Annotated in this window: 9 protein-coding genes and 3 pseudogenes; 2 read left to right on the top strand and 10 right to left on the bottom strand. The window is 35.9% G+C overall.

The features are described from left to right. Positions 1–6: 6 nt before the first annotated feature. Positions 7–1,224, bottom strand: a complete 1,218-nt coding sequence (gene lhgO / locus JFV29_RS00250) for an L-2-hydroxyglutarate oxidase (RefSeq protein ID WP_201180522.1) — start codon at positions 1,222–1,224, stop codon at positions 7–9. 19 nt (positions 1,225–1,243) lie between these two features. Further along, positions 1,244–1,903: a GntR family transcriptional regulator gene (locus JFV29_RS00255; protein WP_201180523.1), complete on the bottom strand. Its 660-nt coding sequence runs from the start codon at positions 1,901–1,903 to the stop codon at positions 1,244–1,246. Between the two features lie 436 nt (positions 1,904–2,339). On the opposite strand from JFV29_RS00255, the gene JFV29_RS00260 reads away from it, so the two are divergent. Continuing rightward, a complete protein-coding gene (locus JFV29_RS00260; RefSeq protein WP_201180525.1) occupies positions 2,340–2,660 on the top strand; it encodes an effector binding domain-containing protein in 321 nt (106 codons plus the stop codon). 612 nt (positions 2,661–3,272) lie between these two features. On the opposite strand, the gene JFV29_RS00265 is transcribed toward JFV29_RS00260, so the two are convergent. Together JFV29_RS00265 and uvsE are read right to left on the bottom strand one after the other, a co-directional pair. Beyond that, positions 3,273–3,845, bottom strand: a complete 573-nt coding sequence (locus JFV29_RS00265) for a site-specific integrase (RefSeq protein ID WP_207196090.1) — start codon at positions 3,843–3,845, stop codon at positions 3,273–3,275. Between the two features lie 534 nt (positions 3,846–4,379). Beyond that, positions 4,380–5,351: a UV DNA damage repair endonuclease UvsE gene (gene uvsE, locus JFV29_RS00270; protein WP_201180527.1), complete on the bottom strand. Its 972-nt coding sequence runs from the start codon at positions 5,349–5,351 to the stop codon at positions 4,380–4,382. Between the two features lie 247 nt (positions 5,352–5,598). Here uvsE and JFV29_RS30075 point away from each other — a divergent pair. Continuing rightward, positions 5,599–5,933: pseudogene (locus tag JFV29_RS30075) on the top strand (IS3 family transposase); the annotation flags it as partial. A 102-nt stretch (positions 5,934–6,035) separates the two neighbouring features. Here the strand turns inward: JFV29_RS30075 and JFV29_RS00280 are convergent. From JFV29_RS00280 to JFV29_RS00305, 6 genes and pseudogenes are all read right to left on the bottom strand, one after another. Continuing rightward, entirely contained in the window at positions 6,036–6,536 is a 501-nt protein-coding gene (locus JFV29_RS00280) for a PCYCGC motif-containing (lipo)protein (RefSeq protein WP_201180532.1), read from the bottom strand. A 280-nt stretch (positions 6,537–6,816) separates the two neighbouring features. Continuing rightward, positions 6,817–7,197: pseudogene (locus tag JFV29_RS00285) on the bottom strand (2Fe-2S iron-sulfur cluster-binding protein); the annotation flags it as partial. A 200-nt stretch (positions 7,198–7,397) separates the two neighbouring features. Next, a pseudogene (pulA, locus tag JFV29_RS00290) lies at positions 7,398–9,317 on the bottom strand (type I pullulanase); the annotation flags it as partial. Between the two features lie 491 nt (positions 9,318–9,808). Beyond that, positions 9,809–11,938, bottom strand: a complete 2,130-nt coding sequence (locus tag JFV29_RS00295; RefSeq protein ID WP_201180534.1) for an ATP-dependent Clp protease ATP-binding subunit — start codon at positions 11,936–11,938, stop codon at positions 9,809–9,811. 467 nt (positions 11,939–12,405) lie between these two features. After that, complete coding sequence (locus tag JFV29_RS00300) at positions 12,406–13,329, bottom strand: sugar phosphate isomerase/epimerase family protein (protein ID WP_201180536.1); 924 nt, start codon at positions 13,327–13,329, stop codon at positions 12,406–12,408. 371 nt (positions 13,330–13,700) lie between these two features. Further along, positions 13,701–15,122, bottom strand: a complete 1,422-nt coding sequence (locus JFV29_RS00305; protein ID WP_201180538.1) for a sugar porter family MFS transporter — start codon at positions 15,120–15,122, stop codon at positions 13,701–13,703. Between the last annotated feature and the right edge of the window lie 350 nt (positions 15,123–15,472).

Below are 15,472 nucleotides of genomic sequence, written 5' to 3' on the forward strand. Positions count from 1 at the left end.
AATGATTTATTTTATTAAAGCTGCTTCCAATAAGTGCGATTGTTCTGGAATACGGTTAACAACCTCTTTTCCAATTTCAATAGAAGCTGTAGCTGCAGGAGACGGAGCGTTACATACATGAACAGTACGTTTCCCCATTATAATATGAAAGTCATCTACCATATTCCCATCGTCCTGTAGAGCCTGCGCTCGAACGCCTGCAGGTGCCGGAATTAAATCATCTTCCTGAATTTCAGGAATTAACTCCTGGAGGCTTTTCGTAAATTGCTTCTTGCTAAAAGAACGGACATATTCATCCATCCCTTCTTTCATAAATTTACTCGCGAGTTTCCAGAACCCTTTGTAACTTAAAACTTCTGTTAAATCTTTTGCATTGAAGTCCGTTTTTTTATAGCCTTCACGTTTAAAACTTAACACAGCATTTGGACCAGCATCTACTTCTCCGCTAATCATCCGAGTAAAATGGACCCCTAAAAACGGAAATTTTGGATTTGGAACAGGATAAATTAAATGGTTAACGAGATGGCGTTTTTCTGGTATCAACTTAAAATACTCGCCACGGAATGGTACAATTTTCATATCAGTTTTGTACCCCGCTGCTGCTGCAATACGGTCACTGTGCAACCCAGCACAATTAATTACCAATCGTGCTTTTAGGGTGCCGTTGTTCGTCTCAATCGTTACACTATCTGATTCCTCGTTAATTTTTTCTACTTTTGTATTTAGCTTAATCTCACCGCCATATTCTTTGACAATATCGGCGATTTTTTCGCTGACCTGACGATAATTTACAATACCTGCTTGCGGGACGCGAATCGCACCAAGTCCGTTTACATGTGGTTCGATTTCCTTTAATTCATCTACACTTATTTTTTTTATAGCCAATTCATTTTGTAGACCACGTGTATACAAATCATTAAGAATTGGTAACTCATCTTGCTTTGTCGCAACAATGACCTTTCCACAAATATCATGTTCGATTCCATGTGTTTGACAGAATTCCGTCATTGATTTGCTTCCTTGGCGAGCAAATCGTGCTTTAAAACTTCCTGGTTTATAATATATTCCGGAATGAATAACACCGCTGTTATGACCAGTTTGATGATTTGCAACAACAGACTCTTTTTCAATAACTACCACTCTCGCATTAGGATACCGCTTATAAAGTGCCATTCCCGTTGATAAACCTACAATTCCCCCACCAACAATTGCAAAATCATACATAATTACCACTCCTTATTATTTATGGTTTTTTTAGCAACTCCATACACGTGATTAAATTATTCTTTGTTCGTAAAATATGATATTCCACAGATGCTCGAAGTTCTGCAGGATCGCCTCGTAAAGCTGCTTCATAAATCATCCTGTGTTCCCGCTGAGTTTCAGGGTAATAATCAATAAGCAAGTTGGGCGCAATTGGCGAGATACCTAGCGTTTCTACCATTTTTTGAACCCTAGGCCATGGACAACCTTTTCGAAGGGTTTCATGAAAAGCCGCATTCAATTGAATATAGTGTTCATTTGTTACATCGGATAACTGAATCTCTTCCATTTCAATCAATATTTTCTCTAATTGTTTTTTGTCTTCTTTTGTTAAATAGGGAAGTGACTTTTCAACAGCTAGGCCTTCAAGAAGAGACCTAGTATGGTAGATTTCTTCAATATCATCTCGGGTTATTGGAGTGACGATAGCTCCTTTGTGTGGAACCATTTCCACTAAACCTTCCATTTGAAGCTGTGTAAGCGCTTCTCGAATGGGCATTCTGCTTACATCTAATCGTTCAGCCCATTCCTCTTGAATTAAACGCTCGCCTTTTTTCAGTGTCCCGTTTAAAATTGCCTGTCTAAGACTTATTGTTACATTGTTTACGATTGTTGACTTATCTCTATTAGCATTATCCAATTTATCTTCCACCTTTCAACATTGGATACAATTTTAACTATAACAACTATATAAAACGATTACAATAGTAAAAATAAAAGATATTGTATCCAATCCTAAAATAATTGGATACAATATATCGAAAATCCACCTTTTATCTATCACAAAAGAAAGTAACCTTCTGCTACGCTTACTTTAGTTCAATCTTTAATTTTTCTACTCTACGTAATAATGTCGTTCTATGGAAGACCGAGTTTTTCATCAGTTTAGACACATCCTCTCCTTTGTATAGATTATATAATTATTAATGTTGGTATTTAAAAGAGGAAAAAAAACTTGGTCCTCTTTATGTTTTTCAACTATGCTTCCGTTTGTTATTTTGAAAAAGGTGATTCTTTTTTCTGACTATGATACAATTAACTAAAAAACCAAATTTATACAAAGGAGTGAGGATATAATGAGTAAAGAAGTATATATTATTGGCGATATTCGCACTAATAATTTCACGGATGAAAATTTATTCGATAAAATTGGGTCATTATGGAATAAAATGAATGATTTCAATATTGAAAATGATATTAAGTATGGGGTTTACCATCAATACACAAGTAATTATCGTGGTGACTATACTTTAACTATTGCTACTGAAACTCCAGTGTCAAATGAAAAAATTATTATTCCAGAAAATGAATATAAAGTGTTTGAATGTTTACAAGATGAGCATTCCATAAGTGAAACTTGGAAAAAGATATGGCAGCTTGAAGATGAAAAAAGTTAAATAGGGCATATAACCTGGATTATGAAAAATATTATCCTGATGGAAAAGTGGAAATACATATAGCGATTAAATAATGCATTAACAAAAGAACCCTATAAAATATAGGGTTCTTTTGTAATGTCCCTAAAAAATAGTTATCTAAGATCTTTGTTATCTATACTATCCTTAGCTCAATTTCCCATTGAATTTAACACCTAATATCTAAGAAGAAAAAGACACTGTCATTACTCTTGTTGAGCAATATTCCCTCATGTTCTTTATTCTTCCCTCTTTATTTTAGATTCATCAAATATTTTGTTAGTACAGATTTAAATATCTTTTCTAAATATAAGGAATTCTACTTTCCAGTTATTTATAATGTGCGCTGATGGTTCTATAAAATAACAACTATTCCAAAAGAATATTATATTAATATGTAAAGATATTTAATAACAAAACTTTTTTTGATTTACCTCATTTTATTCCCCAGGGTTTCTTATAAGATGGACCACCAATTTATATACAAATGATTCATCCTAGATAATTTACTCTTAAATTTAGAATTATAATTGAAATAACTAGTTTACATAATGTTATTATGATAAATAAAAAAGAACCTTATTGGTCCTTTTTTTAATAATAGAAATCCATCAATGTTTCGTCCATTAAATCCTGTGTGAGTCCTATGTATATCATCGTATCTTTTGGATTGGAGTGATTAAGAATTTGTTGAAGTAAAGCGATATCCTTAAATTTTTGATAATGCAAATAGCCAAATGTTTTTCGGAGTGTATGTGTGCCAACATCCGGAATATCAGCCATTTCTGCTGCTTTGTTTAAAACCCTATATGCTTGTACCCTAGTGATTGGACCATTTCCTTTTCGGCTAGGAAATAAATAGTTTTCACTTTTTAGGTTCATCTTCCGAACATACTTCCGGACTTCTTTCCGAAGTTGAGGATTGACAAGGAACCGTTTAATTTTCTCTGTCTTTTGCTCTACAATGACGATATGCGTTCCCTCTAGGATATCTTTTACACGTAACTGTAAAAGATCACCGATTCGAAGTCCAATGTTAATCCCGATAGAGAACATCATATAATCGCGGTAGCTGCAATATTTTAATAGAGATTTTTTCATCTTATCTATGTGATCCAGTCGGCGTATCGGCTGGACATTTTTGATTCTTTGAGAGGTTGCTTGCATGAGTAACTCATTCCCCTTTCCTCTTCTTTCATTGTACGTGAATTGACGAAAAAAAGGCAAGTTTTTTAAATTATAATGCTCTCAAAAACCTTGATTTGACGCGATTTCGAATGTATCAATACAGGTCCTTTGTTACATTCGGAATATTCTTATATTAATAGTAGATAAAGAGTTTAATTCTCCCAATCCCCTTAAATGTATTTTAATAGCGTTTAGAAAGACTTTATAACAATCGCGATGAAATACCCTAACGATTAAAAATGGACACCTTAAAATCAATTTATGGGACCTGTTTTTTATCTTTTATTGTTTTTTTTTATGAAAAATGTAGAAGTTCAAACACTGGTATTTTTTTCAGGATTATAATTTACAATAATACCCTTTCTCTTCACTGTGACATTATACAACTTTCCCCATTTATTTTATTTACGATAATAACATTATGTAAACTATATATTTTTAATATTTATTCTATTACATTTGATAAAGAGCCTTACATATCTCTTCATCAAATGTAAGTTTTATCCAAGTCTCTCAGCGGATATAAAAACTTGCACCGTCAATCATCTCAATTTCCGGGAAAGCTCTTAGTTGATCCATCAATTGGAAAAGTGCACCATCTTTTTGCTTCGCTTCAATCATACAATCTAACTGTGGTAAACTTCCTTTTATTTGTTGTAAAAACTCTATAAACATATCCGGATCAACGTAATCAGCGTGTGCTCTAAATTCTTTTTCGGATCTTGGGCTAGAAATATGCATCTTCGGAGATAGTTTGGAGTAATCCCAAGTTTGGAGTATTCGATTCCAATGATCAATCCATTTTTCAGATGCCGAATGGTGCGCAAGGTAATGGTGGTAATCAAAAACCATGGGAATTCCTAGTTTTTCACACAAGTAGAGAGTTTCCGATAAAGTAAATGTAGTATCATCGTTTTCAAGAATCACCATTTTTTGAATCGACTCAGGTATAAACCCCCAATTATGTATAAACTGCTCTAGCGCCTGTTCATGTTCACCATAACCACCACCGACATGGAGAACACAACGATGCTCAGGGTCCAATCCCATTTTTTTTAATAAAGTATAATGAATTCTTAATGTTTTTAGAGAAGTCTTCAGTATATCGATATTCGAACTATTTAAAATGACGAAATGATCTGGATGAAAATCAATTCTTATAGCTGGCTGATTAGTAAGATAGGTTTTAATTTTTTCAAGTTCTTCTGAAATTGGTTCTAGGTAGTCCCATTCTGGAATTTCTGGGTGATTGACAAGGGGAATAAGTTTAGATGAAAGCCTAAAAAATTGGATATCATGAGCTGCGTTATGGATTAGTAATCGCCAGCAATTATTAAGATTAGAAACTGAAATGCGTTCAAGTTTTCTTATGGCTGCCTCCCTATCCTTAATTTTCGAAAACTGGGAAAAAGTCATGGTTTGGGATGGTGAGCAGTTTGGCACATGAGTACTCATGGCCACATAACCAAGGCGGATTAAAGTCAAATGGATAACCCCCTTATATTTTTAGTTGTTTTTGTCATTATTCCCTTATTTATTTTTAATATGAATAATAAAAAAGAGCCTCATAATTTGAACTGCCCCCCAATTGTTAGACAACATCTAACAATTGGGGGGAGCAGTTTTTTTTGACTAAATATACGATAGACGTAAAAATCACATGCAGCTTTAGAGTACTTGGAAGGGAAAAAAACTATAAATTTATTGCCTTTGTTACCAAAATGCTGGATAAGATAAAGCGTTTGACCTCTTGGAATCGAAAGATTCACCCATTCTTCATTCAGATTAGGGCTGGCATTACCAGATGAAACAATATTCGCATGATTTAAAAATACTAACTTTACACAAAGCATGTCCCACAAAAGAAATTGTATCGATAATGCGGTGATTGAAAACTTCTTTGCCCTATTAAAATTAGAGTTACTCTATCTTCAAGAATTTGAAAGCATGGTGCATTTCAAACAAGAACTAGAAGAAGAATATATCCATTACTACAGTCTCAAACGAATCAAGGTAAAATTAAAAGGCATGAGCCGGGTAGATTACCGGGTTCATGCCTTCAAGGCTGACCTATTAAATAAAGTGTCTACCTTTTTGGGTTCACTTCATTTCAGGCTCTTTTTCATTTATTTACTCGCTTGTAACTATTTAATTTGGAAATTCATGAACTTAAACCTCAGGGGTAGGTGTTGGTTTTGCATATCCACTCTTATATTTTTCATCCACTTTAGTACGGATATCTTTAATTGACATTCCATCCCTTAAATCTAAAATGGATTGAGCTGCTATTTCTAGGCAAACTCCACATCTAGTACCATGATCGTCCCAAACCACTTCACCATTTTTTTTATTTTCATGGATAAAACAATCGTAATTGTTTTTATGGTTAGCTTCTTCGCCACAACCACAGTAACATGGTATATTTTCTAATAGTTCCTGATTTTGAGCAACCGCTAAATAGATGGTTTTCATTTCTTCTGGTTTTCCAGATAGAAATTCAGGTGCTATTTCCTTACTGCTAGTCTCTTCTTGTAGATCTCCTGAAACAGTATGGGCTGAATGGCCTTCATGACTAGTTTCTTTATCCACAACATTTTTTTCTTCATTCGAACAACCGGAAAGTAGTAAAGATGAACAGATACCAATTATGGCCATTAATTTAAAATTCATTTGTACACTCCTTGAATATTATAGTTACTCCCATTTTATGGGGTGGAATGTATTTCTACAAGTTATTTCACAAAAAGTACATTATTAAATGATGTCTTCACGAAAAGATATTTTTAAATTATTCAAGTAATGTAAGAAAGGCATTCATTAAAGGACCCTTCCATATTAATTTATTCTCATTTGTTTCTTCTTTGGTAGTGTCAGTGGAATGGTTATGAGCGAATTTCCGGCTAAAATCCAAAACCAGCTAGAGTTACTTATCCCAAATGACTCAGAGCCATTTTGCTTCCCAATCGATAGTTAAAATTTCAGTGACTTGTACATCCTGACAAGCCTCTACACAACGGATCACAAACCGTACAGTACAGTTCATGGTTATACAGTATCTTGTACATTGCGATAACCTATGCTTCTTTGACATCAGGTGCAACTGTATCAATTACATCCCCATCTTTGATTTCGGTAGAACACGATCTCATAAGCTCTCCATTAACATTCACGAGACATGACATGTATCACATGTTTCAATCGGGTCTAAGTTTGGATGGTAACAAACATTCGGAACTTCAATCGAACTATCTGTTAGCATATGTAAAATTGTTTGATTACCGTTCAGGATGGCCTCAGCCTCATTAATAATTATATGAACTTTCTCTGGCAAAATAATCTCTCCTCACTAAAAAAACGAGAAAATTTATTCTACCCTGGCAAATTTCCCTTAAACTTAATTAATGATGGGAGATTATATTTCAACATTATTAGCTATTTCACTATTCCATTTATTAGTAAATATTTCGATGAAAAGCTAAAAAAACAAATTCGAAGTGAGTGATAACCTATCATTCACTTCGAATCACTATTTTACAAATTACTTCTCAACACATATGAACTTAAAGGGGAAACGGTTATATGACTCCCCTGAATCCTTTCAATTTCTTCAAGACCCGCCCGCTGACCATTCGCTAAAACAGACCAATCTCCATGAAGTGGGAGTGTAATATTTACAGCTTCCCAGTTTGCATTATGAATAACAACAATCGTTGAATGTTCTGTCATTAGAGAAAATGCAATCACATTCGCAGGAGCTTCAAGGAATATTAACTGCTGCTCGATGTCTTCAGCTGTTCTTAACCTGAAAGCGGAAATATTGTTTCGAAGCGAAATTAGCCCTTTTAAATATTCTACTTCATAATCAAACTCCGCTCTTCTTTTCCAATCCAATCGGTTAACCCAGTCAGATGATTGATAGCTATTTTCATCTCCATCCTTTGTTCGCATAAATTCTTGTCCAGCATGGATCATTGGAATTCCCTGTGACAGTAATACCACTGAGGAACCAAGCTTGTGCATCTGCTTACGTTCTTGCTCTGTCGCATCTGGATTGGTAATTACGAGCTTATCCCATAATGTATAATTATCATGGGCTTCGACATAGTTGATGACCTGGGCTGGATTTTGATAGGTTGCTATATGATCATCGTATTTCAATCCACCAGCTATCCCTTTTTTAATGATATCTTCCATCCCTGGTTTGCCATTGATAAAGCCTTTATCATGTTCATTCATCACAAAGCCTTTTAACCCATCCCGGATAGCGTCATTAAAATGTGCTATACCAGGCATTTTATAAGCATTCTTTTGATTGGCTTTCTGATCCTGAGACAATGGGGTATTCATATCCCACCCTTCTCCTAAAACAATAATAGTCGGATCAATTTCAGCAACAGCTTTTTTCACTTCATTCATCGTTTCCACATCATGAATCCCCATTAAATCAAAACGGAAGCCGTCGAGGTTAAACTCTTTCGCCCAATAGATTACAGATTCAACGATAAATTTACGCATCATTTTATGTTCGGACGCTGTGTCGTTTCCTACACCGGTACCATTGGATAGTGTGCCGTCCTCGTTAAAGCGAAAAAAATAGTTGGGTACAAGTTTGTTAAAGCTAGAATCATCCACCGAATATACGTGATTGTAAACTACATCCATAATTACACGTAATCCATTATCATGTAACACTTGGATCATCTGCTTTACCTCACGAATTCTGAGCTTTGGTTGAAAAGGGTCAGTCGAATAAGAACCTTCTGGTGCATTATAATTCTTTGGGTCGTATCCCCAATTATATTGTGGTTCATTTAATTTCAGTTCATTGACAGTAGCAAAATCAAAAATGGGGATAAATTGAACATGAGTCACACCCAAATCCTTAATATGATCGAGACCAGTTTTAACTCCTTCAGGACCTTTGGTACCCATTTCGGTTACTCCTAAAAATTTCCCTTTATTTTGAATTCCACTTTCAGGATGAATCGATAAATCCCTGATATGAATTTCATAGATAATTGCATCCTCTGGGCTATTCAGCGCAGGTTTATCATTTGTCCACTTTTCTGGGTTGGTGTCTGCTAAATCTATTACAACACCTCTATTCCCATTTACAGTCACTGCCCGGACATAGGGATCCACAGCTTCATTCCATACATCGCCCACTTTCACTTTATATGTATAAATCAACCCATCCTGATCACCGGATATTTCAACAGTCCACGTTCCCTTCTCCGAACGCTGCATATCAATTTCTATTCCATCTGTATCATCCCAACGTTTATAAGTAACGAGCTTAGCTTCAGATGAAGTGGGAGCCCATAACCGGAAGGAAGTTTTATCTTTTAAATAGGAATTTCCTAAGTCTTTTCCTTCATAGTAATAAAGATTATCCAGTTCTTCAGGATTTTGAGTATTTGCAATGGGTAGAACATCCGACTTATTATCGAGATCTTTATCATTAGGTGTTTGATTGGTATTTTCCTCTTCAAAATAAGAAAGTGAATCTTTAATAGGTCATTCCTCCAATGAAATTCCTATTTCAAAACAGGAATTTATTTCATATATTTTTATTATTTCCTTTTTATGAAGGGTTGCTATCAAAAATCAGTGTGATATTTTCAATATGATTCCAACGCCCTAGGGTCTCAGGGATATATGTTAATAAACTTGATGTATTCATTTATCAATAATAAGTATTATCACCCGAAATAAGTTCAGGAATAATTGAGAATCTCGATGTCCATTTTTTATAGTTTAGTTTATCTAAGTTGTTCCAAAAATCATAAACCTGTACTACTTTTACATAAAATTCTACTTCTGTGTAGAATATACCTCTCTTTGTCTTTTAAATAGTCATATTGAAATTCTATACCTTAAAAAGTGATAAAAAAAATGCCTCCATAACAGTTTTACGGTCTTGGAGGCATTTCTAGTACTCTTTATGGTGTTTTGATTATTTTAACCTGATTATCTTCAACAACTGCCATGAAGTTTTTCACTTTAGGCTGATCAAAGATATAGTCAGTAATGCCATCTTCTAGCTGTTCCTGAAGAACACGGCGGAGCGGTCTTGCCCCGAATGATGGATGATAACCTAACTCGATCAGTTTTTGTTTTGTTTCATCTGTTACGACCAATGATATGTCTTGAGAAGTAAGTGTTTTGTCAAGATCCTGAATCATAATATCAACAATTTGCAAAAGGTCTTCCTTCTTCAGTGCTGAGAATTCAATGATGCTGTCAAATCGGTTCAGGAATTCCGGTTTGAAGAAACTGCCTAATGATTGTAAGATAGAAGCTTCATCTACGGCTGTACTTGTACCGAATCCCATTACTTTTTGTTTTTCCCCGACTCCAGCATTAGATGTCATGATAATGACGGTATCTTTAAAGGTAACGGTACGTCCCTGGCTATCAGTTAACCGGCCATCTTCTAGAATTTGTAAGAACATGTGCATCACATCTGGATGTGCTTTTTCAATCTCATCCAATAAGATAATACTGTAGGGCTTACGACGAACTTTTTCAGTTAATTGGCCTGCTTCCTCATGTCCTACGTATCCAGGAGGAGAACCAATTAATTTGGAAACACTATGTTTCTCCATGAATTCACTCATATCAAGGCGAATCATGGCTTCTTTATCACCAAATAATTCCAAAGCAAGGGTTTTCGCTAATTCAGTTTTCCCAACTCCTGTCGGACCAACGAATAGGAAAGAACCAGTGGGACGGTTTTTGGACTTCAAACCGGCACGACTCCTTCGGACGGCCTTCGCAACCTTTCTGACTGCTTCTTCCTGCCCAATTACTTTTTTCATAAGCTCATCTTGAAGATGAAGCATTCTTTCCTGCTCATCTTCTTGCAGCTTGCCTACAGGGATTCCAGTTTTTTGTTCGATAATCTTTTGGATATCTTCGACAGTGACGTTTGGTTTAACTGAATTTACTCCAGCTTGCAATGATTTTTCCAGTTTTTCTTCTTCATCCCGAAGTACAGCTGCTTTTTCATAGTCTTCTTCATTTAGGGCCTGCTCTTTTTCCTTATAGATATTTGCAAGACGTTCTTTCATAGCCTCTTCCTGTCCATCTTCAATGGTCAAGTTTAATTTAGAACCTGCCTCGTCCATTAAGTCGATTGCTTTGTCAGGTAGAAAACGGTCTTGAATGTAGCGGTTTGAAAGTTCAACAGCTGCTCTAAGCGCTTCCTCGCTATATGTGACCCCATGATACGCTTCATAACTGTCTTTTAAACCTTGCAAAATAATCAATGCTTCATCTGTTGTAGGCTCATTAACCTGAACGGGTTGAAAGCGGCGTTCAAGTGCTCCGTCTTTTTCAATTTTCCGATATTCAGACAAAGTGGTCGCTCCCACCAGCTGAAGTTCACCTCGTGCAAGTGCGGGTTTTAAGATATTCCCAGCATCCATCGATCCTTCGGCTGAACCAGCACCGACAATTTGGTGAATTTCATCAATGAATAAAATGACATTCTTTCTTTCCTGCAATTCACTGATTAATTGCTTCATTCGTTCTTCGAATTGTCCCCGGATTCCAGTGTTTGTAACAAGTGAAGCGATATCAAGCATATACACCAGCTTATTACGCAATTTAACAGGAACTGCACCTTCAACAATGGCTAGAGCAAGTCCTTCAGCAATCGCTGTTTTACCTACGCCAGGTTCACCTATTAATACTGGATTATTTTTATTACGTCTATTTAGAACTTCAATCACTCTTTTTATTTCTTCATTCCTGCCGATAACCGGATCAATTAGGCCTGCTTTAGCAGCATCTGTCAGATTCTGCCCGTACTCTTCTAATAATCCTCTTCCGCCGCTTTGTTGAGCAGGTTCCGGTTGAGGGATTTTACTATTATTAAAGGGATTGAATAAATTGTGGGATCCATTAAATTGGAAGTTCCCTAAATCTTTTCCTCCCATAGCTGCACCAAGTTTATTTCTCTCTTCTTTATAACAAGTGGAGCACAGCATAACATCATGCTCCTGACCATTCATATTTAGATGTACTTGAATATTAGCTTGGTTTACATGGCATTTTTCACAAAGCATGTAGTACTCCTCCTTAAAGTTTGTTGTTTTTATGAATCAACTTTGACCTTCTTTGACTTTCTGACTTTATTATACATTGACCTTCTTTGACTTTCAATAATTTTGACTGGAAATTCTTTTGGATTGTTTTCTCAAATTTTTTCTATTGATAACAGCCATATCGGTAATCCATAATAGCCCTATTTCTATAGAAATAGGGCTTCATCCAAATTATCTGTATTTCATCTTCAGAAATTGGTTGCAATTTCCTTATAAAGATAATGATAAATATATCGGAGAACAAGTATATTAGTTAATAGTGAAAATAAAAAGTTCAAACAACATTATTTTGATTTTGATTTTGATTTTGATGTAAAACATCAAGATTTATCATCCATTGAGATTATCTTGAGTTTTTGCATCAGAACCGATTTTCTTATAATTTTTTCGCCATTAATCATACTTTTGTTCTCATACTGTATTTATGATTAAAAACCAATACTCTTCAAATAAGCGAAACTCTGGCTAACATCTCGTAGACTACTATCACAATTTCTAGGATCACGCTCTTGCTCTACAGTAATGTACCCATGATAATCGATTTCTTTCAGTAACCTGTTAATGGATTTATAGTCAATGATGCCTTGTCCGATAGGGCACATAACTCCTTTGCCACATGCATCAAAAAAGCGGATACACTCAGTCATTACTTGTTGATATTTATATAGATTAATATCTTTAAAATGTATATAATCCAGTCTATTTGTACAGTCCCTAAGCCACTGTACGGGGTCCATTTTTGAATAATATAGATGTCCTGTGTCAAGGCAAAGTCCTGCAATTTCATGTGGAATATCCTGCATAAGTTTCTTTATTTCATCTTCAAATTCGATATAGCCACCAGCATGAGGATGGACTACCGATCGTACTCCATATTTTGTCCATGCATGCTCTGCCAATATCCGGATATGAGTCATCATATTGTTCCATCCCTCTGGAGATAAGCGTTTTGCATCATCTGGGTGACCAGCTGTGTAATCCCTTTCATCATGTCCCCAATCAATTAGTACAAGATAAGGTGTTGGAAATTGCTGTCCTTCTTCCTGTATCGAAGGAGGAAGTTTGATAATTAGAGAACAAATCTCATCAACTTGGCGCACTAAGTGTTCCAAATTCGATTCTGCTACCAAATTATCAAAAATTGTTCCTGCAATAACTGTGAGATTATTTTTGGAAAGTTCTACTTGTACTCGTTCAATATCCATTGGAATATAACCGTAAGGACCTAACTCTATACCTTTATAACCAGCTTGTGACGCTTCTTGTAATACTCTCTCCCATGATGGAAGGTTTGGGTTTTTTGGATCATCCACTCCCCAGCAACAAGGTGCGCCTGCAATTTTTATACTCAAGTCAAACGCCTCCAATTAAGAATTTTTCCCAATTTTTAATTAAGTAAATAATAAAACATTTATACTCATTTATAGCCAAACCTCAAACTTTGTTATATAGATAAGAAGACCCAGCTAATAAAAGCACAACACATCCGAAAGGAGATGTCTTCTCAAAATTTAGTAGCTTTTATACATAAATTATTTGGTGTTACATAACTATTATGGCTTTATATCTCTACTAAATATTAAACTAGCACTCTCGTTTTTTTCATCGAATCAAATTCTTAGGTGTTTTGTTAATAAATGAAATTCCTAAATAATACATGTATTGTTTCTATATATATTGTATACGCTTACAAAAATCGAGAGTGGTTTACATTTCAATACTGTTATTTAATCACTCTCATCATTATGTCTTTCTGATCATCTTGATTATCATAGGTACGGAAGTAATGTTCCAGCTCCTCAAGTGTGCGCCCTTTGGTTTCCGGTATATATTTCTTCACAAATATGATTCCCCCTATTCCAAGAGCTACAAAGATAAAGAAGGTTGTGGACAAACCAATCGTTCCAAGTAATACTGGGAAAGCCAAACCAATAACTGAGTTCGTGATCCATAGAAAAAACACACTTAAACCCATACCGAGGCCTCTTAACCTTGTTGGAAATATCTCCGCGAGTATTAACCATGTTACTGGCCCAATAAACCCTTGCATGAAAGCGAGAAATACGACTGTCAAAGCAAGTACAACAAATGGAAGTGCTGCTGAATCTTTAAGCGTAAATGAGAATATCGCAATGAACAGAAGTGTCGTTGTAGTTCCGCTCAAACCAATTAGTAACATTGGTCGACGGCCAACCTTGCCGAGGAGCCAGATGCCGAAGAAAACGGCTAAAACTGAAATTGCGCCATTAGCGATGTTCCCGATTAGGGCGACCTCCGTTTGAAAGCCAGCATCTTTGAGGATTTCAGTACCATAGTACATAATCGAATTAATTCCCGTAATTTGTTGCACGACGGCAATACCAATCCCAATAAATAAGATACGGCGGACCCATGGCACAGATAAATCCTTAAAGGTTGCTTTCTTAATATCTGACTCTTCGGCGAAAGCGGCCTCAATTTCGCTGAGTTCCAATTTAGCCTGCTTCTTCTCACGTATCTGTTGAAGAACACGTAAAGCTTCTGCACTTTTCCCTTTTGATACAAGCCAACGAGGGCTCTCCGGTACTTTAAGCATGCCAAAGAATAAGAAAATCGCTGGAAGTGCCGCGATAACCAACATGTATCGCCAGACATGCGAGCTGTCACTCATTGTGTTACCAAGTATGGCGTTGAAGATGAAGGCTAATAATTGGCCAGTAACGATCATCAATTCGTTCTGACTAACCATTCGACCTCTTCTTTCCGCAGATGACATTTCTGCTAAATAGGTTGGAACCGTTACTGACGCACCACCAACAGCAAGCCCTAGAAGGAAACGAAAGGTAACCATAACCGTAATATTTGGAGCAAGAGTACATCCAAGTGCAGCAATAAAGAACAAAACTGCGAGATAAAGAATGGTTTTACGACGACCACCATAATCTGATAGTCGGCCGCCGAATAACGCCCCGATAGCTGCCCCAAAAAGAAGTGAACTCGCAACGAGACCTTGAGTGAATGGGTTGAGATTTAGCTGGTCAGCTTCAGACATATAAGGCAAGGCACCGTTGATGACACCAGTGTCATATCCGAAGAGAAGCCCACCTAATGTGGAGACTACGATAATGGTACGCAAAAACGACTTTTGGTTTACCTGTTTATTCATGTCAATTTCTCCTCAATTCCTTTTAAGAATAGATAAGTAATTTCCCATTTATATATCATTCTTGTCGATATGATAAAAACCCATCACATGATCTTTTAGCTATGGATATGCCACTCTTATCCACATTTCCATCAAATCAGACTGTATCGTAGGTAAGATCATATCGTTAATAAAATAATATGAGACTGAAAATACTGCCATCTGGATAATTTTTGGCTTTTCAATTGGAATACGGTCCTTTATCTCTAGATTGATAGCATCAATTTATTCTAGTCTTTAAGAGTGATTGCGGAACCGTATTCCGCTTTCTTATAAAGTCTGAAACGTTTTTACGACTTAAAATATTCATA

Origin of the sequence: Peribacillus sp. TH16, assembly GCF_016651095.1 — a bacterium.
Classification (GTDB): Bacteria; Bacillota; Bacilli; order Bacillales; family DSM-1321; genus Peribacillus; species Peribacillus butanolivorans.

What these genes read in the sequence shown, in the direction of transcription:
- lhgO (WP_201180522.1), bottom strand. Translation starts at nt 1,224, where the DNA reads ATGTATGATTTTGCAATTGTTGGTGGGGGAATTGTAGGTTTATCAACG.
- JFV29_RS00260 (WP_201180525.1), top strand. Translation starts at nt 2,340, where the DNA reads ATGAGTAAAGAAGTATATATTATTGGCGATATTCGCACTAATAATTTC.
- JFV29_RS00265 (WP_207196090.1), bottom strand. Translation starts at nt 3,845, where the DNA reads ATGCAAGCAACCTCTCAAAGAATCAAAAATGTCCAGCCGATACGCCGA.
- JFV29_RS00280 (WP_201180532.1), bottom strand. Translation starts at nt 6,536, where the DNA reads ATGAATTTTAAATTAATGGCCATAATTGGTATCTGTTCATCTTTACTA.
- JFV29_RS00295 (WP_201180534.1), bottom strand. Translation starts at nt 11,938, where the DNA reads ATGCTTTGTGAAAAATGCCATGTAAACCAAGCTAATATTCAAGTACAT.
- JFV29_RS00305 (WP_201180538.1), bottom strand. Translation starts at nt 15,122, where the DNA reads ATGAATAAACAGGTAAACCAAAAGTCGTTTTTGCGTACCATTATCGTA.